Origin of the sequence: Enterobacter cloacae complex sp. GYL001 (assembly GCF_049237125.1) — a bacterium.
Taxonomy (GTDB): domain Bacteria; phylum Pseudomonadota; class Gammaproteobacteria; order Enterobacterales; family Enterobacteriaceae; genus Enterobacter; species Enterobacter hormaechei_C.
The window spans coordinates 65,172-83,753 of the sequence record NZ_JBMKGW010000011.1 but is presented as its reverse complement, the minus strand read 5'-3'; the positions used below and the strand labels follow the sequence as shown (position 1 = coordinate 83,753).

Below are 18,582 nucleotides of genomic sequence, written 5' to 3'. Positions count from 1 at the left end.
AGGCCGGGTAAGGCGAAGCCGCCACCCGGCACGCTTCAAAGGGTCACTTCACATCAAGCGCCCAGTGCACATAGCTCTGCCACTGGTACTCCTGCTCAATCAGTTCCGCCCCAAGCGGATGATCCTCAAGCCAGTTTTCCGGTAGCGTCAGCGTCAGTTTCTCATCGTCTGCCGCCAGCGTAATGGCTGGCAGCAAATCATCACGACGCCGACTGGCAAACAGGATCGCCAGGCGAAGCAGACGACACAGATGCTCCGCCACGCGCGGCGGTACAGCGTTCTGCTGGTGAAGGGAAGAGAGATCGACGGCGTTAGTCTGATTTAGCAGCAGGGTGGCCAGCAGCTTCTTCTGGGCGGGCGTATAGCCCGGTAAATCGAGATTACGCACCAGCCAGGCCGCGTGCAGCGGTGCCTGCTTGTACTCCACGCTGAGACCAATTTCATGTAGCGCACAGGCGCTTAGCAGCAGATCGCGGCTTAACGGTTCAATATCCCAGCTTTTTTTCACCTGATCGGCAAACAGTGACGCCAGTTGACTCACTCTGTGTGCCTGGTCGATATCAACAATAAAGCGGCGCTGAACGTTACGCAGCGTACGGCTACGGATGTCCTGATCGACCGACTGGTGCAGCATTCCGTAGACCAGACCTTCGCGCAGCGCACCGCCTGCCAGGGTCATACACTGGATATTGAGTTCAGTAAAAATGGCGATCAGAATGGCGAGCCCACTGGGGAAAACCAGCGCGCGTTCGAGCGTCAGCCCTTCTATTTCAAGCTCTTCCAGACGACCACACTGGATGGCGCGCTGTTTAAGCTGCTGGAGTTTGGCAAGCGTGATCCGCTCGTCCATTCCCTGTGCCATCATGATTTCCTGCAACGCCTGAACGGTTCCGGACGCGCCGACACACACTTTCCAGCCGTGATAGCGCAGTTCGTCCATGACCGGGCGCAGGACCGCACGCGCCGCGTTTTCCGCCTCGTCAAAATTCTCTTTGGCAAGGTTTCGATCGGTAAAGTAGCGTTCCAGCCAGGTCACACAGCCCATCGACAGGCTGAAGAGCGACGTCGCCTGCGCGCCTGTGCCCGTGACCAGTTCGGTACTGGCACCACCGATATCGACCACCAGACGACGATCGTCGCCGCCGGTCGTATGCGCCACACCCTGATAAATCAGACGCGCTTCTTCTTCACCGCTGATGACCTGCACCGGGCAGCCCAGAATTTCCTGTGCTCTGGCAATGAAATCGCCAGCGTTAACCGCCAGACGAAGGGTCGCCGTGGCAACAACGCGAACTTGACTGAGCGGGATATCCTGCAAACGTTCTGCAAACAGACGCAGACACTGCCAGCCACGTTCCATGGCTTCCGGGGAGAGGTGATTATCGCTGCTCAGGCCCGCCGCGAGGCGGACCTTGCGCTTAATGCGCGTCAGCGTTTGTATGCTTCCCGCCACCTCGCGCACAACCAGCATATGAAAACTATTCGAACCGAGATCAATTGCCGCATAAAGCGAGGTGGAGCTGAGCATATTTTTTAACCTGAACGACGACGATTACGCGGTGCACCGCCGGAACGACGCGGACCATTGCCGGAGCGTGGACGGGTAAGGCGCTTAGGTGGCGGCAGCTCGCTCAACAGCGCGTCCGGATTGTATTTGCTCTGTGGAATAGAGTGACCGATGTAGGTCTCAATGGCCGGAAGATTCAGCGCATACTCTTCACACGCAAGGCTGATGGAGTGACCGCTTGCGCCGGCACGACCGGTACGTCCGATACGGTGTACATAGTCTTCACAGTCATCTGGCAGGTCATAGTTAAAGACGTGCGTCACGGCTGGAATGTGCAGGCCACGGGCCGCCACGTCGGTCGCGACCAGAATATCAAGGTCGCCACGAGTAAATTCGTCGAGAATGCGCAGGCGTTTTTTCTGCGCCACGTCGCCGGTCAGCAGGCCCACACGGTGCCCATCTGCCGCCAGGTGACCCCAGATATCTTCACAGCGGTGTTTGGTGTTCGCGAAGATAATTGCGCGATCCGGCCACTCTTCTTCGATCAGGGTTTGCAGCAGGCGCATTTTCTCTTCATTAGAAGGATAGAAGAGCTCTTCTTTAATGCGGTGCCCGGTTTTCTGCTCCGGTTCTACTTCCACATATTCCGCATTGTTCATCTGCTCGAATGCGAGTTCACGTACGCGGTATGACAGGGTAGCGGAGAACAGCATGTTCAGACGCTGGTTTGCCGCAGGCATACGGCGGAACAGCCAGCGGATGTCTTTAATGAAACCCAGATCGTACATGCGGTCTGCTTCATCAAGTACCACGACCTGGATTGCGCCGAGGTTGATATGGTTCTGTTTGGCGTAGTCGATAAGACGGCCGGTGGTCCCAATCAGGATATCGACGCCGCTTTCCAGCACTTTCAGCTGTTTATCGTAGCCGTCGCCGCCATAGGCCAGGCCAAGTTTCAGGCCGGTGGCTTGCGCCAGGGGCTCAGCGTCTGCGTGGATCTGTACCGCCAGTTCTCGCGTCGGGGCCATAATTAGCGCGCGCGGCTGGTTAACTTTGCGGTCTGCAATCGCCGGGTGAGAAAGTAAATAATGAAACGTTGACGTTAAAAACGCCATCGTTTTGCCAGTACCGGTTTGCGCCTGCCCTGCAACGTCGCGACCGGCCAGCGTTAGCGGCAGGGCGAGAGCCTGAATGGGCGTGCAGTTATGAAACCCTTTAGTTTCAAGGGCTTCGATCACCTTTGGGTGCAGGGCGAAGTCGGAAAACTTCTGTTCTGTTAAATGTGTTTTGCTCATAGTGTGGTAGAATATCAGCTTACTATTGCTTTACGAAAGCGTATCCGGTGAAATAAAGTCAACCTTTAGTTGGTTAATGCGACATCAACACGTCGTTGGTGGAGACAAAACCAACGTACCAGGCTTATTCCTGTGGAGTTATATATGAGCGATAAAATTATTCACCTGACTGACGACAGTTTTGACACGGACGTACTTAAAGCTGACGGGCTGATCCTCGTTGATTTCTGGGCTGAATGGTGTGGTCCTTGCAAAATGATCGCTCCGATTCTGGATGAAATCGCTGACGAATATCAGGGCAAACTGACCGTTGCCAAGCTGAACATCGACCAGAACCCGGGCACCGCGCCAAAATACGGTATCCGTGGCATCCCGACCCTGCTGCTGTTCAAGAACGGTGACGTGGCGGCGACCAAAGTGGGCGCACTGTCCAAAGGTCAACTGAAAGAGTTCCTGGACGCTAACCTGGCGTAAGGTTTCTCAGCTGAGCGTCCAGAACGCCTAATTAACGGCGAGCTCTGGACGCCCGGCTTTAGTCGTGCTAAGTTAGCTATGACTACGTTTTAAACATATCTTGTTGTTTGAATCTTGTTTTACCCGATACTTCCCGTTGTTAACTTAAACAGTGCGTGAAGTTGCTAGATTCCGGGCTTGTCACTCAATCCGTCTTGTCGTTTCAGTTCTGCGTTCTTTCCCTGTGACCAGACAGCGAACAGACATGAGGTGATGGCCGCTAAACAGGCATGGATGACCCTGCCATACCATTCACAACATTAAGTTCGAGAATCACCCCGAGTTTAAGAACCCACACCATTATGAATCTTACCGAATTAAAGAATACGCCGGTTTCTGAGCTGATCACTCTCGGCGAAAATATGGGACTGGAAAACCAGGCTCGTATGCGCAAGCAGGACATCATTTTCGCCATCCTGAAGCAGCACGCTAAGAGTGGCGAAGATATCTTTGGCGACGGTGTGCTGGAGATACTGCAAGACGGATTTGGTTTCCTCCGCTCCGCAGACAGCTCCTACCTCGCCGGCCCTGACGACATCTACGTATCCCCTAGCCAAATCCGCCGTTTCAACCTCCGCACTGGTGACACCATTTCAGGTAAGATTCGTCCTCCAAAAGAGGGTGAACGCTACTTTGCGCTGTTGAAGGTTAACGAAGTTAACTACGACAAACCGGAAAACTCCCGCAATAAGATCCTGTTCGAGAACTTAACGCCGCTGCACGCTAACTCTCGTCTGCGCATGGAGCGTGGTAACGGGTCTACTGAAGACTTAACCGCTCGTGTGCTGGATCTGGCATCGCCAATTGGTCGTGGCCAGCGTGGTCTGATTGTGGCGCCGCCAAAAGCCGGTAAAACCATGCTGCTGCAAAACATCGCGCAGAGCATTGCTTACAACCATCCAGACTGTGTGCTGATGGTGCTGCTGATTGACGAACGTCCGGAAGAAGTAACCGAGATGCAGCGTCTGGTGAAAGGGGAAGTGGTTGCGTCTACCTTCGACGAGCCTGCTTCTCGCCACGTTCAGGTTGCGGAAATGGTCATCGAGAAGGCGAAACGCCTGGTTGAGCACAAGAAAGACGTGATCATCCTGCTCGACTCCATTACCCGTCTGGCGCGTGCCTACAACACCGTGGTGCCGGCTTCCGGTAAAGTACTGACCGGTGGTGTGGATGCTAACGCCCTGCATCGTCCGAAGCGTTTCTTCGGTGCGGCGCGTAACGTGGAAGAGGGCGGTAGCCTGACCATTATCGCGACGGCGCTGATCGATACCGGCTCCAAAATGGACGAAGTTATCTACGAAGAGTTTAAAGGTACAGGCAACATGGAACTGCACCTTTCTCGTAAAATCGCAGAAAAACGCGTCTTCCCGGCGATCGACTACAACCGTTCCGGTACCCGTAAAGAAGAGCTGCTTACCACTCAGGAAGAGCTTCAGAAAATGTGGATCCTGCGTAAAATCATCCATCCAATGGGCGAAATCGACGCAATGGAATTCCTCATTAACAAACTGGCGATGACCAAAACGAACGACGATTTCTTCGACATGATGAAACGCTCGTAACGCAAATAATCCCAGTAAACGCCACGTTTTTACGTGGCGTTTTTTATTTATGGACTATACGCTATTACCACACACTCCCAATTTTGACCGGTCGGTGCGACAATAAGAAGGTTTGCACAGTCAAAGAAATAATTGATTGAAAAACATACAAAGGGAGTTGTGATGAGCCATCTTTAATCCTTCTGAGGCAGAGGCTTCATGGTTATACTTCCGGGACTAACATTTGTTGAGAGCAATCCATTGTGAATCTACTCACTGCTGTAACTGAGCTGATCAGTATTTTTTTATTCACAACCTGTTTTTTGTTCATTGCGCGCAAGGTAGCAAAAAGAATTGGGTTAGTGGACAAACCGAACTTCCGTAAACGTCATCAGGGGCTTATTCCGCTGGTGGGCGGCATTTCGGTATACGCAGGCATCTGTTTCACATTCGGGATCGCGGATTACTATATCCCCCATGCCGCACTCTACCTGGCATGTGCCGGTGTGCTGGTACTGGTCGGCGCCCTTGATGATCGTTTTGATATCAGCGTGAAGTTCCGCGCGACGGTACAGGCGGCCATTGGCATCATTATGATGGTGGTAGGCGGCCTCTATCTAAGAAGCCTGGGCTACGTGTTTGGTCCCTGGGAGCTGGTGCTTGGGCCATTCGGCTTCTTCCTGACGCTGTTTGCCGTGTGGGCGGCTATCAACGCCTTTAACATGGTTGACGGTATAGACGGTCTGCTCGGTGGGCTGTCCTCTGTTTCGTTTGGCGCTATCGGCATCATCTTATGGTTTGACGGCCAGTACAGCCTGTCAATGTGGTGCTTTGCCATGATTGCCGCCATCCTGCCTTACATCTGCCTGAATCTGGGTGTGTTAGGGCGTCGCTATAAAGTCTTTATGGGCGATGCGGGCAGTACCCTGATTGGCTTTACGGTTATCTGGGTCCTGCTGGAAACCACGCAGGGTAAAACGCACCCTATCAGCCCGGTAACGGCTCTCTGGATTATCGCCATCCCGCTGATGGACATGGTCGCTATAATGTACCGCCGTCTGCGTAAAGGGATGAGCCCGTTTTCTCCCGATCGGCAGCATATTCATCACCTGATTATGCGCGCCGGCTTCACGTCTCGTCAGGCATTTGTGTTGATTACGCTTGCGGCTGCTATTCTGGCTGCGATTGGCGTAGCCGCGGAATACGCACATTTCATTCCTGAATGGGTAATGTTGGTATTATTCTTGCTAGCATTTTTCATGTACGGTTACTGCATCAAGCGTGCATGGAAAGTCGCGCGTTTTATTAAACGTTTAAAACGCAGGATGCGTCGGAACAGTGGCAAAAACACAACATTAACTAAGTAAAACCGGGACTATGATGACTCAACCGTTGGCGGGAGCGAAATCAGTGGGCACTGAGAACGAGCTGGATATTCGTGGTTTGTTTCGCGTGTTATGGCAGGGCAAACTGTGGATTGTGGGGATTGCCCTGGGGTTCGCGCTGTTAGCGCTTGCCTACACCTTCTTTGCAAAACAAGAGTGGAGCGCCACGGCGATCACAGACCGACCAACGGTGAATATGCTTGGAGGCTACTACTCCCAGCAGCAATTCCTGCGTAATCTTGATATCAAGGCCAATCTGGCGACCCCGGATCAGGCTTCGGTGATGGATGAATCCTACAAAGAGTTTGTGATGCAGCTGGCGTCGTGGGATACACGTCGCGATTTCTGGTCCCAGACGGACTACTACAAGCAGCGTATGGTCGGTAACAGCAAAGCGGATGCCGCGCTGCTGGATGACCTGATTAATAACATTCAGTTTATGCCTGGCGATGTACTCCGTAACGTTAGCGACAGCGTGAAGCTGATTGCGGAAACGGCGCCGGACGCCAATAACCTGTTGCGTCAGTACGTTGCTTTTGCCAGCCAGCGCGCGGCCAGTCATCTGAATGACGAGCTGAAAGGCGCCTGGGCTGCGCGTACTATTCAGATGAAAGCGCAGGTCAAACGTCAGGAAGAGGTCGCTAAGGCTATCTTCGCCCGTCGCGTACATAATATTGAGCAGGCGCTGAAGATTGCGGAACAGCACAATATTTCCCGTAGCGAAACGGATGTTCCGGCTGACGAACTCCCGGATTCAGAAATGTTCCTTCTTGGTCGCCCAATGCTTCAGGCACGTCTGGAAAATATCCAGGCCGTTGGCCCTGACTTTGACCTTGATTACGACCAAAACCGCGCCATGCTCAATACGCTCAACGTCGGTCCAACGCTGGACCCGCGTTTTCAGACCTATCGTTATTTAAGAACGCCTGAAGAGCCTGTAAAACGCGATAGTCCGCGTCGCGCATTCCTGATGATCATGTGGGGGATTGTGGGCGCACTGACTGGCGCTGGCGTAGCGTTATTGCGTCGCCGCACAAACTAAGAACGCCGTCTACGATGAAGGCTGCGGCCTTCATCGTCTAATCGAAGAGAATCGATGTGAAAGTACTAACCGTATTTGGCACCAGGCCGGAGGCCATCAAGATGGCGCCTCTGGTTCATGCGCTGGCCAGAGATCCTGATATTGAAGCGAAAGTGTGCGTGACTGCCCAGCACCGTGAGATGCTCGATCAGGTCTTAACCCTCTTTTCTATCGTCCCGGATTACGATCTCAATATAATGAAACCGGGACAGGGACTGACGGAAATCACCTGCCGTATTCTGCAAGAATTAAAGCCTATTCTGGAGTCGTTCAAGCCGGATGTGGTGCTGGTGCACGGCGACACCACCACCACCGTGGCGACCAGCCTGGCCGCGTTCTATCAGCGTATCCCCGTTGGTCATATAGAAGCGGGTCTGCGTACCGGCAATCTCTATTCCCCGTGGCCGGAAGAGGCCAACCGTACGCTCACCGGTCACCTGGCGATGTACCATTTTGCGCCAACCGAGAACTCACGCCAAAACCTGCTGCGCGAAAATATCAGCGACAGCAAGATCTTCGTCACCGGCAATACGGTCATTGATGCGCTGATTTGGGTGCGTGACCGCGTGCTGGCTAACAGCGAGCTTCAGGCAGAACTTGCTGCGCGCTATCCGTTCCTGAACAACGGCAAGAAAACGATTCTGGTGACGGGCCACCGCCGCGAAAGCTTTGGCCGTGGCTTTGAGCAAATTTGCCACGCGCTGGCTGAAATCGCCGCGCAGAACGATGATGTGCAGATTGTCTATCCGGTGCACCTCAACCCGAACGTCAGCGAACCGGTCAACCGTATCCTGGGCCACGTGGAAAACGTGCTTCTGATCGAGCCGCAGGACTATTTGCCATTTGTCTGGCTGATGAACCACGCCTGGCTGATCCTGACCGATTCTGGCGGCATTCAGGAAGAGGCGCCCTCCCTCGGTAAGCCGGTACTGGTGATGCGTGAAACCACCGAACGCCCGGAAGCGGTTACTGCCGGTACCGTGCGTCTGGTGGGAACGGATCCGCGTCGTATTGTCGAAGAGGTCACGCGCTTACTGCATGACGATGAAGAGTATCAGGCGATGAGCCGGGCCCACAATCCGTACGGTGACGGGCAGGCTTGTGGTCGTATTTTGCACGCACTTAAACACAATCGGGTAACGCTATGAGTTTTTCTACCATCTCTGTTGTTGGTCTTGGCTATATCGGGCTGCCTACTGCGGCGGCCTTTGCCTCTCGTCAAAAGCAGGTCGTTGGCGTAGATATCAACGCGCACGCGGTGGAAACCATCAACCGTGGCGAAATTCATATCGTGGAGCCCGATCTCGATCGTGTGGTGAAAAAGGCGGTGGATGGTGGCTTCCTGCGCGCCAGCACCACGCCGGTAGAAGCCGATGCGTACCTGATTGCGGTTCCAACGCCCTTTAAAGGCGATCATGAGCCTGACATGGTTTACGTCGAGGCGGCGGCAAAATCCATTGCGCCTGTGCTGAAGAAAGGGGCGCTGGTTATCCTTGAGTCCACTTCACCTGTTGGGGCTACCGAGCAGATGGCGCAGTGGCTGGCCGAGGCGCGTCCCGATCTCAGCTTCCCGCAGCAGGCGGGCGACGAGGCCGATATCAATATCGCCTACTGTCCTGAGCGCGTACTGCCCGGCCAGGTGATGGTGGAACTGATTAAAAATGACCGCGTGATTGGCGGCATGACGCCAGTCTGCTCCGCGCGCGCCAGCGAGCTGTATAAAATTTTCCTTGAAGGCGAATGTGTGGTGACCAACTCCCGCACCGCCGAGATGTGCAAACTGACCGAAAATAGCTTCCGCGACGTTAACATCGCGTTTGCGAATGAACTGTCATTGATTTGCGCCGATCAGGGGATTAACGTCTGGGAACTTATTCGCCTTGCCAACCGTCACCCCCGCGTGAACATCCTTCAGCCGGGGCCGGGAGTGGGTGGGCACTGCATCGCGGTCGATCCGTGGTTTATCGTGGCGCAGAACCCGGAACAGGCACGCCTGATTCGCACCGCGCGCGAAGTAAACGACCACAAACCGCACTGGGTCATCAACCAGGTCAAAGCCACGGTCGCGGATTGCCTGGCCGACAGCGGCAAACGCGCCAGTGAGCTGAAAATTGCCTGCTTTGGTCTGGCATTCAAACCGAATATTGACGATCTGCGCGAAAGCCCGGCGATGGAAATTGCCAAAATGATCGCTGCCTGGCACAGCGGTGAAACGCTGGTGGTTGAGCCGAATATTCATGCGCTGCCGGCAAAACTTGCCGGTCACTGCACCCTTACCGCCCTGGATGACGCGCTGGCGACGGCGGATGTGCTGGTGCTGCTGGTGGATCACAATGCGTTCAAAGCGGTTTCCGGTGATGCCGTACGTCAGCAGTATGTTGTTGATACCAAAGGCGTGTGGCGTTGAGTATCCTCAACGGCGTGCTGGAGTCCCTTGAGTGGGAAAGCGCATTCTTTGCGCGTCCCTCAGCGATAGTGCGTCTGCGCGACAATGCCCCTGCGTTGCAGGAAGCAGACTTCAGCGCCTGGCAGCGCGTACAGGCTAAGATCCCGGCGGACCGCGCCGATCTGCTGGACGCCCTCCAGCAGCACGGATTCCGGCTGGTCGAGGGTGAGGTTGATCTCTCTGTTACCGTGGCTCTCCACGCCTCACCGGGCGCGGAAATTGCAACGGAGCAGGATATCCCCGCGCTGCGCAAGATGGCGGCGCTGGCCTTCGCTCAGAGCCGTTTCCGGGCGCCCTGGTATGCGCCCGATGACTGCGGCCGCTTTTATGCCCAGTGGATAGAGAATGCGGTCAAAGGCACGTTTGACCACGTCTGTCTGGTGTTCCGTACTGCCGGGGGGCAGATTCAGGGTTTTGTTTCGCTTCGCAGGCTCAACGAGCACGAGGCGCGCATCGGTTTGTTAGCCGGGCGCGGCATGGGCGAGAAACTCATGCAGGCGGCGCTGCACTGGGCGGAGCAACAACAGGTATCGACGCTGCGGGTCGCAACCCAGATGGGCAACACCGCTGCGCTTAAACGTTATATTGCGAGTGGTGCCAGCATCGACGCCACCGCCTACTGGTTATACAGGTGACAAGATGATTCCATTTAACGCGCCTCCCGTTGTGGGCACTGAACTTGATTACATGCAGTCTGCTATGGGCAGCGGCAAGCTCTGTGGTGACGGCGGTTTTACCCGCCGCTGCCAGCAGTGGATGGAGCAACGTTTTCACAGTGCCAAGGTACTGCTGACGCCGTCCTGTACCGCATCGCTTGAGATGGCGGCGCTGTTGCTGGATATCCAGCCCGGCGATGAAGTGATCATGCCGAGCTACACCTTCGTCTCCACGGCGAACGCGTTTGTCCTGCGCGGGGCGAAAATCGTGTTTGTGGATATCCGTCCGGATACTATGAACATCGACGAAACGCTGATTGAAGCGGCGGTCACCGATAAAACGCGGGCGATTGTGCCGGTGCATTACGCGGGCGTGGCCTGTGAGATGGACACCATCATGGCCATCGCTAAAAAGCACAACCTGTTTGTGGTGGAAGACGCCGCGCAGGGCGTGATGTCCACCTACAAAGGGCGCGCGCTGGGCACCATTGGTCATATCGGCTGCTTTAGCTTCCACGAAACCAAAAACTACACCGCAGGCGGCGAAGGCGGCGCGACGCTGATTAACGATCGTGCCCTGGTGGAGCGTGCGGAAGTGATCCGTGAAAAAGGGACCAACCGCAGCCAGTTCTTCCGCGGTCAGGTGGATAAGTACACCTGGCGCGATATCGGCTCAAGCTACCTGATGGCGGATTTGCAGGCCGCGTATCTCTGGGCGCAGCTGGAAGCGGCAGAGCGCATCAATCTGCAACGCCTCTCCCTGTGGCAAACCTACTACGACGCGCTGGAGCCGCTGGCAAAAGCCGGACGTATTGAACTGCCGACTATTCCGGCAGACTGCATCCACAACGCTCACATGTTCTACATCAAGCAGCGCGATAACGACGATCGCAGCAAGCTGATTGCCTGGCTGAAAGAGGCGGAAATTATGGCGGTATTCCACTATATTCCGCTGCACTCCAGCCCGGCTGGCGAAGCCTTCGGGATGTTTGCCGGTGAAGACCGCTACACCACCAAAGAGAGCGAACGTCTGCTCCGCCTGCCCCTGTTCTACAACCTCGCGCCGGTGAACCAGCGTACGGTGATCAATTCGCTTCTGAGTTATTTCGCCTGATATGTCTCTGGCAAAAGCGTCGGTGTGGACGGCAGCGTCCACGCTTGTAAAAATTGGCGCCGGGTTACTGGTCGTCAAGCTGCTGGCCGTCTCATTTGGTCCGTCAGGCGTTGGGCTGGCAGGGAACTTCCGCCAGCTGGTCACGGTGCTTGGCGTGCTGGCGGGAGCCGGGATATTCAATGGCGTCACCAAATACGTCGCGCAGCATCATGACGATGCCGAAAAGCTCCGCACGGTGGTGGGCACCTCCTCTGCTATGGTGCTGGGCTTCTCTACGTTGCTGGCCGTCGTCTTTTTGCTGGCGGCGGCACCCATCAGCCAGGGGCTGTTCGGACACACGCATTATCAGGGGCTGGTGCGCCTGGTTGCGCTCGTTCAGATGGGGATCGCCTGGGCAAACCTGCTGCTGGCGCTGATGAAAGGCTTCCGTGATGCCGCCGGGAATGCGCTGGCGCTGATCCTCGGCAGCATCATCGGCGTTATCGCCTACTACTTTTGCTATCGGCTGGGCGGCTATGAAGGCGCGCTGCTGGGGCTGGCGCTGGTGCCTGCGCTCGTTGTCATTCCGGCAGCGTTTATGCTGATGCGCAGAGGCAATGTCCCGCTGAATTACCTGAAACCGCAGTGGGACAAGATGCTGGCGGGGCAGCTAGGAAAGTTTACCCTGATGGCGCTCATCACTTCGGTAACGCTTCCCGTTGCCTACGTGATGATGCGAAACCTGCTGGCAGCGCATTACAGCTGGGATGAAGTGGGGATCTGGCAGGGCGTGAGCAGCATTTCAGATGCTTACCTCCAATTTATTACGGCTTCCTTTAGCGTCTATTTACTGCCAACCTTATCGCGCCTGACTTCCAGGCAGGATATTACCCGCGAGATTTTTCGCTCCCTGCGTTTTGTGTTGCCGGCGGTTGCGATCGCCAGCTTTACCGTCTGGTTACTGCGTGATTTCGCCATCTGGCTGCTGTTTTCGGCGAAGTTTACCGCCATGCGCGATCTGTTTGCCTGGCAACTGGTCGGCGATGTGCTGAAAGTGGGGGCATACGTTTTCGGCTATCTGGTGATTGCGAAGGCTTCGCTGCGGTTGTATATCCTGGCAGAGATCGGCCAGTTTACGCTGCTGACGGCATTTTCTCACTGGCTGATCCCCACCCACGGTGCGCTGGGGGCGGCTCAGGCCTATATGGCAACTTATATCGTTTATTTCGCTGCCTGTTGCGGCGTATTTTTACTTTGGCGTAAACGCGCATGACTGCACTGATACACATACTGGGATCGGATATCCCGCATCATAACCAGACCGTTCTGCGGTTCTTCAACGATGAACTGGCATCCGGCACGCCCGATGCGCGCGAGTTTATGGTCGTTGGACGCGATAACGGCCTGAGCGCGGCGTGTCCGGCATTGCACATCACCTTCTGGCCAGACAAAGCGGCCCTGACCAAAGCCGTTGTCGCGAAAGCCAAAGCGGACCGAAGCCAGCGTTTCTTCTTCCACGGACAGTTCAATACCGGCCTGTGGCTGGCGCTGTTAAGCGGCGGGATAAAACCTTCCCAGTTCAGCTGGCATATCTGGGGAGCGGATCTCTACGAAGTCTCCCGTGGCTGGAAGTTCCGTCTTTTCTATCCGCTGCGTCGTCTGGCGCAGGCGCGCGTGGGCTGCGTTTTTGCTACCCGTGGCGACCTCAACTATTTTGCTAAACAGCACCCGAAGGTTCGCGGGGAACTGCTCTATTTTCCGACCCGTATGGATCCGGCGCTGAATACCCTGGCGAATGACGCGGTTCGTGAGGGCAAACTGACTATCCTGGTGGGAAATTCCGGCGATCGCAGTAACGAGCATGTCGCGGCGCTGCGGGCGGTGCATCAGCAGTTTGGCGATACGGTGAACGTGGTGGTGCCGATGGGTTATCCCGCCAATAACGACGCCTACATCGATGAAGTTCGCCAGCAGGGGCTTGCGCTGTTTAGCGCGGAAAATCTGCACATTCTCAGCGATAAGCTGGAATTTGATGACTATCTCGCGCTGCTGCGAAAATGCGATCTGGGCTATTTCATCTTTGCCCGTCAGCAGGGGATTGGTACGCTGTGTCTGCTGATTCAGGCGGGCGTACCGTGCGTGCTCAACCGCGAAAACCCGTTCTGGCAGGACATGGCCGAACAGCATATTCCGGTGCTGTTTACCTCTGACACGCTTAATGTCGAGGTGGTACGGGAAGCGCAGCGTCAGCTCACGCTGGTGGATAAAAATAGCATCGACTTTTTCAGCCCGAACTATCTCACGCCGTGGCACCGCGCGCTGCGTATTGCTTCAGGAGACAACGCATGAGCCAGTTGCAATTTAGCGGCTTGCTGGTGGTCTGGCTGCTGAGTACGCTGTTTATCGCCACGCTCACCTGGTTTGAATTCCGGCGCGTACGTTTTAACTTCAACGTATTCTTCTCGCTGCTGTTTTTGCTGACCTTTTTCTTTGGCTTCCCGCTGACCAGCATTCTTGTGTTCCGCTTTGATGTTGGCGTCGCTCCGCCGGAAATCTTGTTGCAGGCGCTGCTCTCTGCGACCTGCTTCTACGCGGTGTATTACGTCACCTACAAAACGCGCCTGCGCGCGGCGAAAGACACCACACCCCGTCGTCCGCTGTTTACCATGAACCGGGTAGAAACCCATCTGACGTGGGTTATGCTGATGACCATCGCCCTCGTCAGCGTGGCGATTTTCTTCATGCATAACGGCTTTTTACTGTTTAAGTTGCAGTCCTATAGCCAGATTTTCTCCGCCGAAGTCTCCGGCGTCGCGCTCAAGCGTTTCTTCTATTTCTTCATTCCGGCGATGCTGGTGGTCTTTTTCCTGCGTCAGGACAGCAAAGCCTGGCTGTTCTTCCTGGTCAGCACCGTCGCATTTGGCATTCTGACCTACATGATCGTCGGCGGCACCCGCGCCAACATCATTATCGCCTTCGCGATTTTCCTGTTTATCGGCATTATTCGCGGTTGGATCTCGCTGTGGATGCTGGCGGCGGCAGGCGTCTTTGGCATTGTGGGGATGTTCTGGCTGGCGCTGAAGCGCTACGGACTGAACGTGGCGGGCGACGAAGCGTTTTATACCTTCCTGTATCTGACGCGCGACACCTTCTCGCCCTGGGAAAACCTGGCATTGTTGCTGCAAAACTACGACAAAATCGAATTCCAGGGGCTGGCGCCGATTGTTCGCGATTTCTATGTCTTTATACCAACGTGGCTGTGGCCTGACCGTCCCGGTATTGTCCTGAACACGGCGAACTACTTTACCTGGGAAGTGCTGAACAACCATTCGGGCCTGGCGATTTCCCCAACCCTGATTGGCTCGCTGGTAGTGATGGGCGGAACGTGGTTTATCCTGCCGGGCGCGATCGCGGTCGGGCTGATAATAAAATGGTTCGACTGGCTATATACGCTGGGTAATGAAGAGACCAACCGCTACAAAGCCGCTGTTTTGCACAGTTTCTGTTTCGGTGCCATTTTCAATATGATCGTTCTGGCGCGCGAGGGGCTGGATTCGTTCGTCTCACGCGTGGTGTTTTTTATGGTCGTTTTCGGTCTCTGTCTGCTGCTGGCAAAACTGCTGTACTGGTTGTTTGACAGTGCAGGGCTTGTGCACAGACGTGAGCCACAGGGCAGCACAACGCTGTCGCAAGTCTGAGTAGGGATTATCATGACGGATACAACTTCAGCCCCGCGTTATGCGCTGCGTGGGCTACAGCTTATTGGCTGGCGTGACATGCAACACGCGCTGGATTTCCTGTTCGCGGACGGGCAGATGAAATCGGGCACGCTGGTGGCCATCAACGCAGAAAAAATGCTGGCGGTTGAAGATAATGCGGAAGTGAAAAGCCTGATTGAAGCCGCGGAGTTTAAATATGCCGACGGTATTAGCGTGGTGCGTTCAATTCGTAAAAAGTTTCCTGACGCTAATGTGTCTCGCGTGGCGGGTGCTGACCTTTGGGAGCGACTTATGGAACGCGCAGGCGCTGAAGGCACGCCGGTATTTTTGATTGGCGGCAAACCAGAGGTGCTGGCGCAGACCGAACAAAAGCTGCGTAGCCAGTGGAATGTTAACATCGTGGGCAGCCAGGATGGCTATTTCAGGCCGGAAGATCGCCAGGCGTTATATGAGCGCGTGCGCGACAGCGGGGCGAAAATTGTCACTGTCGCCATGGGGTCGCCGCGGCAGGAAATTCTGATGCGCGATTGCCGTCTGGTCAGCCCGGATGCGCTCTATATGGGCGTCGGCGGCACCTACGACGTCTTTACTGGCCACGTTAAGCGGGCGCCCAAAGTCTGGCAAAACCTGGGGCTGGAGTGGCTCTACCGCCTGCTCTCTCAACCGACGCGTATCAAACGACAGATTCGTCTGCTGCGCTACCTCGCCTGGCACTACACCGGGAAAATGTAATCAATATGCAGCGCGATCTGCTGTTCGCGCTGCAACCCCCCCTGTAAAACTGCTGGATTTCTGTACAATGCATTCATTTTTTTAATGCATTGTTTGCCATTTGCCAGAATTTAAGAAACCATTCGCTCCGTATTTCAGTACCCCTCAAAACAATACCCGGCAATAAGTCGGGAAACAGCAAACACAACCGAGGATTTATGGCAGAGAAAAAACCGGAGCTTCAGCGTGGGCTGGAAGCTCGACATATTGAATTGATCGCGCTGGGCGGGACTATCGGCGTTGGCCTGTTTATGGGCTCGGCAAGCACGCTGAAATGGGCGGGGCCTTCCGTCCTGCTGGCGTATATTATTGCCGGGCTGTTCGTCTTCTTCATCATGCGCTCAATGGGCGAAATGTTGTTTCTGGAGCCGGTAACGGGCTCTTTCGCCGTTTACGCCCACCGTTATATGAGCCCGTTCTTTGGCTATCTCACGGCCTGGTCGTACTGGTTTATGTGGATGGCCGTCGGGATTTCGGAGATCACCGCCATCGGGGTCTACGTGCAGTTCTGGTTCCCGGAGATGGCCCAGTGGATACCCGCGCTCATCGCCGTAGGGCTTGTGGCGCTGGCGAACCTTGCCGCCGTTCGCCTTTACGGTGAAATCGAGTTCTGGTTTGCGATGATCAAAGTCACCACCATTATCGTGATGATTGTTGTGGGTCTGGGTGTCATCTTCTTTGGTTTCGGTAACGGCGGGCACGCGATTGGTTTCGGTAACCTGACCGGACACGGCGGCTTCTTTGCCGGCGGCTGGAAAGGCTTCCTGACCGCACTCTGTATCGTTGTCGCCTCTTATCAGGGCGTTGAGCTGATCGGCATTACCGCAGGTGAGGCGAAAAACCCGCAGGTCACGCTGCGTAGCGCGGTAGGCAAGGTGCTGTGGCGTATCCTGATTTTCTATGTGGGCGCGATCTTCGTTATCGTGACCATTTTCCCATGGAACGAGATCGGCACCACCGGCAGCCCGTTTGTTTTAACCTTCGCTAAGATTGGCATCACGGCGGCGGCCGCCATTATCAACTTTGTGGTGCTGACGGCGGCGCTCTCCGGCTGTAACAGCGGGATGTACAGCTGCGGGCGTATGCTTTACGCGCTCTCGCAAAACAAACAGCTGCCGGCGGTGATGGGTAAAGTCTCCCGCGTGGGTGTACCGGTGGCGGGCGTAGCGGTGTCGATTGTGATTCTGCTGATTGGCTCTTGCCTGAACTACATCATCCCGAATCCGCAGCGCGTGTTTGTTTACGTCTATAGCGCCAGCGTGCTGCCGGGAATGGTACCGTGGTTTGTCATTTTGATTAGCCAGCTGCGTTTCCGACAGGCGCACAAAAAAGCGATCGCCAGCCATCCGTTCCGCTCCATTCTGTTCCCGTATGCGAACTATTTGACGATGGCGTTCCTGATTTGCGTATTAATTGGAATGTACTTTAATGAAGATACCCGCATGTCGCTGTTTGTCGGGATGATCTTCCTGGCTGCCGTCACAGCTGCATATAAACTTTTTGGCCTGGGCCGCCGTGGCTCCGCCCATAAAGTGGAGGAATAAGCGGCAAAATGTGCAAACCATAACCAAACGCGCATTTTTTTCAAAAAAGCACTAGACAGCGGGGACGGAGGTACGTAATATCCAGCCCCGCAACGGCGCTAAGCGCCCGTAGCTCAGCTGGATAGAGCGCTGCCCTCCGGAGGCAGAGGTCTCAGGTTCGAATCCTGTCGGGCGCGCCATTTTAGTCCCGGCGCTAGAGCTGCGGTGGTCTGAGAAGTAGTCAGAACCGCGTGAAAGAATACAGTGGTGGCTATAGCTCAGTTGGTAGAGCCCTGGATTGTGATTCCAGTTGTCGTGGGTTCGAATCCCATTAGCCACCCCATTATTGAAAGAGTTGTGAATTGCGAAGGTGGCGGAATTGGTAGACGCGCTAGCTTCAGGTGTTAGTGTTCTTACGGACGTGGGGGTTTAAGTCCCCCCCCTCGCACCACGACTTTTAATGAGTTGAACTAAAAATTCAAAAAAGCAGTACATCGGCGAGTAGCGCAGCTTGGTAGCGCAACTGGTTTGGGACCAGTGGGTCGGAGGTTCGAATCCTCTCTCGCCGACCAATTTTGAACCCCGCTTCGGCGGGGTTTTTTGTTTTCTGCGTTTTTTATCCTGTAGCCTTTCCCCGACAACACTCTATATCCTTGTCGCGATTCAGCGACATATAACCCGTTAATATTAAAGAATTTATTATTTTACTTCTTAACCTGTCTCCTGGTGACGACATATCGCCGCCTTCAGCGCGATGTTGTATGGCTTCAGGCGGTTCTTAACAGCATAATTTCCTTTTATCTTAAAATGTTGCGCGATGTAAAAGTTCTGCGTGTAAACCTGGCACATTACATGCAATAATATGCGTGTAGATGCTCATTCCATCTCTTATGTTCGCCTTAAGGCCTCATAAACTCAGGAATGACGCAGAGCCGTTTACGGTGCTTATCGTCCACTGACAGATGTCGCTTCGGCCTCATCAGACACCATGGACACAACGTTGAGTGAAGCACCAAATATGTTGTCTTACAGACCTGTTTTAACGCCTGCTT

15 protein-coding genes and 4 tRNA genes are annotated in these 18,582 nt (G+C 54.9%); 17 read left to right on the top strand and 2 right to left on the bottom strand.

The genetic code is table 11. The features are described from left to right. Nucleotides 1-43 precede the first annotated feature (43 nt). Together gppA and rhlB are read right to left on the bottom strand one after the other, a co-directional pair. Entirely contained in the window at nt 44-1,528 is a 1,485-nt protein-coding gene (gene gppA, locus ACOTWU_RS18090; RefSeq protein WP_126499009.1) for a guanosine-5'-triphosphate,3'-diphosphate diphosphatase, read from the bottom strand. 5 nt (nt 1,529-1,533) lie between these two features. After that, a complete protein-coding gene (rhlB, locus tag ACOTWU_RS18085) occupies nt 1,534-2,802 on the bottom strand; it encodes an ATP-dependent RNA helicase RhlB (RefSeq protein WP_006812393.1) in 1,269 nt (422 codons plus the stop codon). Between the two features lie 144 nt (nt 2,803-2,946). Between rhlB and trxA the strand changes: the two genes are divergently transcribed. The 17 genes from trxA to ACOTWU_RS18000 all read left to right on the top strand — a co-directional run bounded on the left by trxA (nt 2,947) and on the right by ACOTWU_RS18000 (nt 18,102). Then, complete coding sequence (gene trxA, locus ACOTWU_RS18080) at nt 2,947-3,276, top strand: thioredoxin TrxA (protein ID WP_006812392.1); 330 nt, start codon at nt 2,947-2,949, stop codon at nt 3,274-3,276. A gap of 341 nt (nt 3,277-3,617) precedes the next feature. Next, nucleotides 3,618-4,877, top strand: coding sequence for a transcription termination factor Rho (gene rho, locus ACOTWU_RS18075; RefSeq protein WP_001054528.1), 1,260 nt, complete (start codon nt 3,618-3,620; stop codon nt 4,875-4,877). 242 nt (nt 4,878-5,119) lie between these two features. Continuing rightward, nucleotides 5,120-6,223: a UDP-N-acetylglucosamine--undecaprenyl-phosphate N-acetylglucosaminephosphotransferase gene (gene wecA / locus ACOTWU_RS18070; RefSeq protein WP_001050933.1), complete on the top strand. Its 1,104-nt coding sequence runs from the start codon at nt 5,120-5,122 to the stop codon at nt 6,221-6,223. 13 nt (nt 6,224-6,236) lie between these two features. Next, on the top strand, nt 6,237-7,283 hold the full coding sequence (gene wzzE / locus ACOTWU_RS18065; protein WP_017693953.1) for an ECA polysaccharide chain length modulation protein: 1,047 nt from the start codon (nt 6,237-6,239) through the stop codon (nt 7,281-7,283). A gap of 56 nt (nt 7,284-7,339) precedes the next feature. Next, the gene (gene wecB / locus ACOTWU_RS18060) at nt 7,340-8,470 is read left to right on the top strand and encodes a non-hydrolyzing UDP-N-acetylglucosamine 2-epimerase (RefSeq protein ID WP_045343866.1); all 1,131 of its coding nucleotides are present in this window, start codon (nt 7,340-7,342) and stop codon (nt 8,468-8,470) included. After that, nucleotides 8,467-9,729, top strand: coding sequence for a UDP-N-acetyl-D-mannosamine dehydrogenase (gene wecC / locus ACOTWU_RS18055; RefSeq protein ID WP_126499010.1), 1,263 nt, complete (start codon nt 8,467-8,469; stop codon nt 9,727-9,729). The genes wecB and wecC overlap by 4 nt, the downstream gene beginning before the upstream one ends. Further along, entirely contained in the window at nt 9,726-10,403 is a 678-nt protein-coding gene (gene rffC / locus ACOTWU_RS18050; protein ID WP_045341205.1) for a dTDP-4-amino-4,6-dideoxy-D-galactose acyltransferase, read from the top strand. The genes wecC and rffC overlap by 4 nt, the downstream gene beginning before the upstream one ends. 4 nt (nt 10,404-10,407) lie before the next feature. After that, nucleotides 10,408-11,538 carry a dTDP-4-amino-4,6-dideoxygalactose transaminase gene (gene rffA / locus ACOTWU_RS18045; protein WP_126499011.1) on the top strand — a complete coding sequence of 377 codons (1,131 nt, stop codon included), beginning with the start codon at nt 10,408-10,410 and terminating at the stop codon, nt 11,536-11,538. 1 nt (nt 11,539) lies between these two features. After that, nucleotides 11,540-12,790: a lipid III flippase WzxE gene (gene wzxE / locus ACOTWU_RS18040; protein WP_023302897.1), complete on the top strand. Its 1,251-nt coding sequence runs from the start codon at nt 11,540-11,542 to the stop codon at nt 12,788-12,790. After that, on the top strand, nt 12,787-13,866 hold the full coding sequence (locus ACOTWU_RS18035; RefSeq protein ID WP_040117065.1) for a TDP-N-acetylfucosamine:lipid II N-acetylfucosaminyltransferase: 1,080 nt from the start codon (nt 12,787-12,789) through the stop codon (nt 13,864-13,866). The genes wzxE and ACOTWU_RS18035 overlap by 4 nt, the downstream gene beginning before the upstream one ends. Further along, nucleotides 13,863-15,215 (top strand): ECA oligosaccharide polymerase, encoded by a 1,353-nt coding sequence (wzyE, locus tag ACOTWU_RS18030; RefSeq protein WP_017693948.1) that lies wholly within the window; start codon nt 13,863-13,865, stop codon nt 15,213-15,215. The genes ACOTWU_RS18035 and wzyE overlap by 4 nt, the downstream gene beginning before the upstream one ends. A gap of 12 nt (nt 15,216-15,227) precedes the next feature. Continuing rightward, nucleotides 15,228-15,968: a lipopolysaccharide N-acetylmannosaminouronosyltransferase gene (gene wecG / locus ACOTWU_RS18025; RefSeq protein ID WP_015570015.1), complete on the top strand. Its 741-nt coding sequence runs from the start codon at nt 15,228-15,230 to the stop codon at nt 15,966-15,968. 197 nt (nt 15,969-16,165) lie between these two features. Continuing rightward, nucleotides 16,166-17,551, top strand: coding sequence for a bifunctional threonine/serine APC transporter ThrP (thrP, locus tag ACOTWU_RS18020; protein WP_017693946.1), 1,386 nt, complete (start codon nt 16,166-16,168; stop codon nt 17,549-17,551). Between the two features lie 102 nt (nt 17,552-17,653). Further along, nucleotides 17,654-17,730, top strand: a tRNA-Arg gene (locus ACOTWU_RS18015). Nucleotides 17,731-17,797: 67 nt separating this feature from the next. Next, nucleotides 17,798-17,873: transfer RNA gene (locus tag ACOTWU_RS18010), tRNA-His, on the top strand. 21 nt (nt 17,874-17,894) lie between these two features. Then, nucleotides 17,895-17,981, top strand: a tRNA-Leu gene (locus ACOTWU_RS18005). Nucleotides 17,982-18,025: 44 nt separating this feature from the next. After that, a tRNA-Pro gene (locus ACOTWU_RS18000) sits at nt 18,026-18,102 on the top strand. Nucleotides 18,103-18,582: the final 480 nt, after the last annotated feature.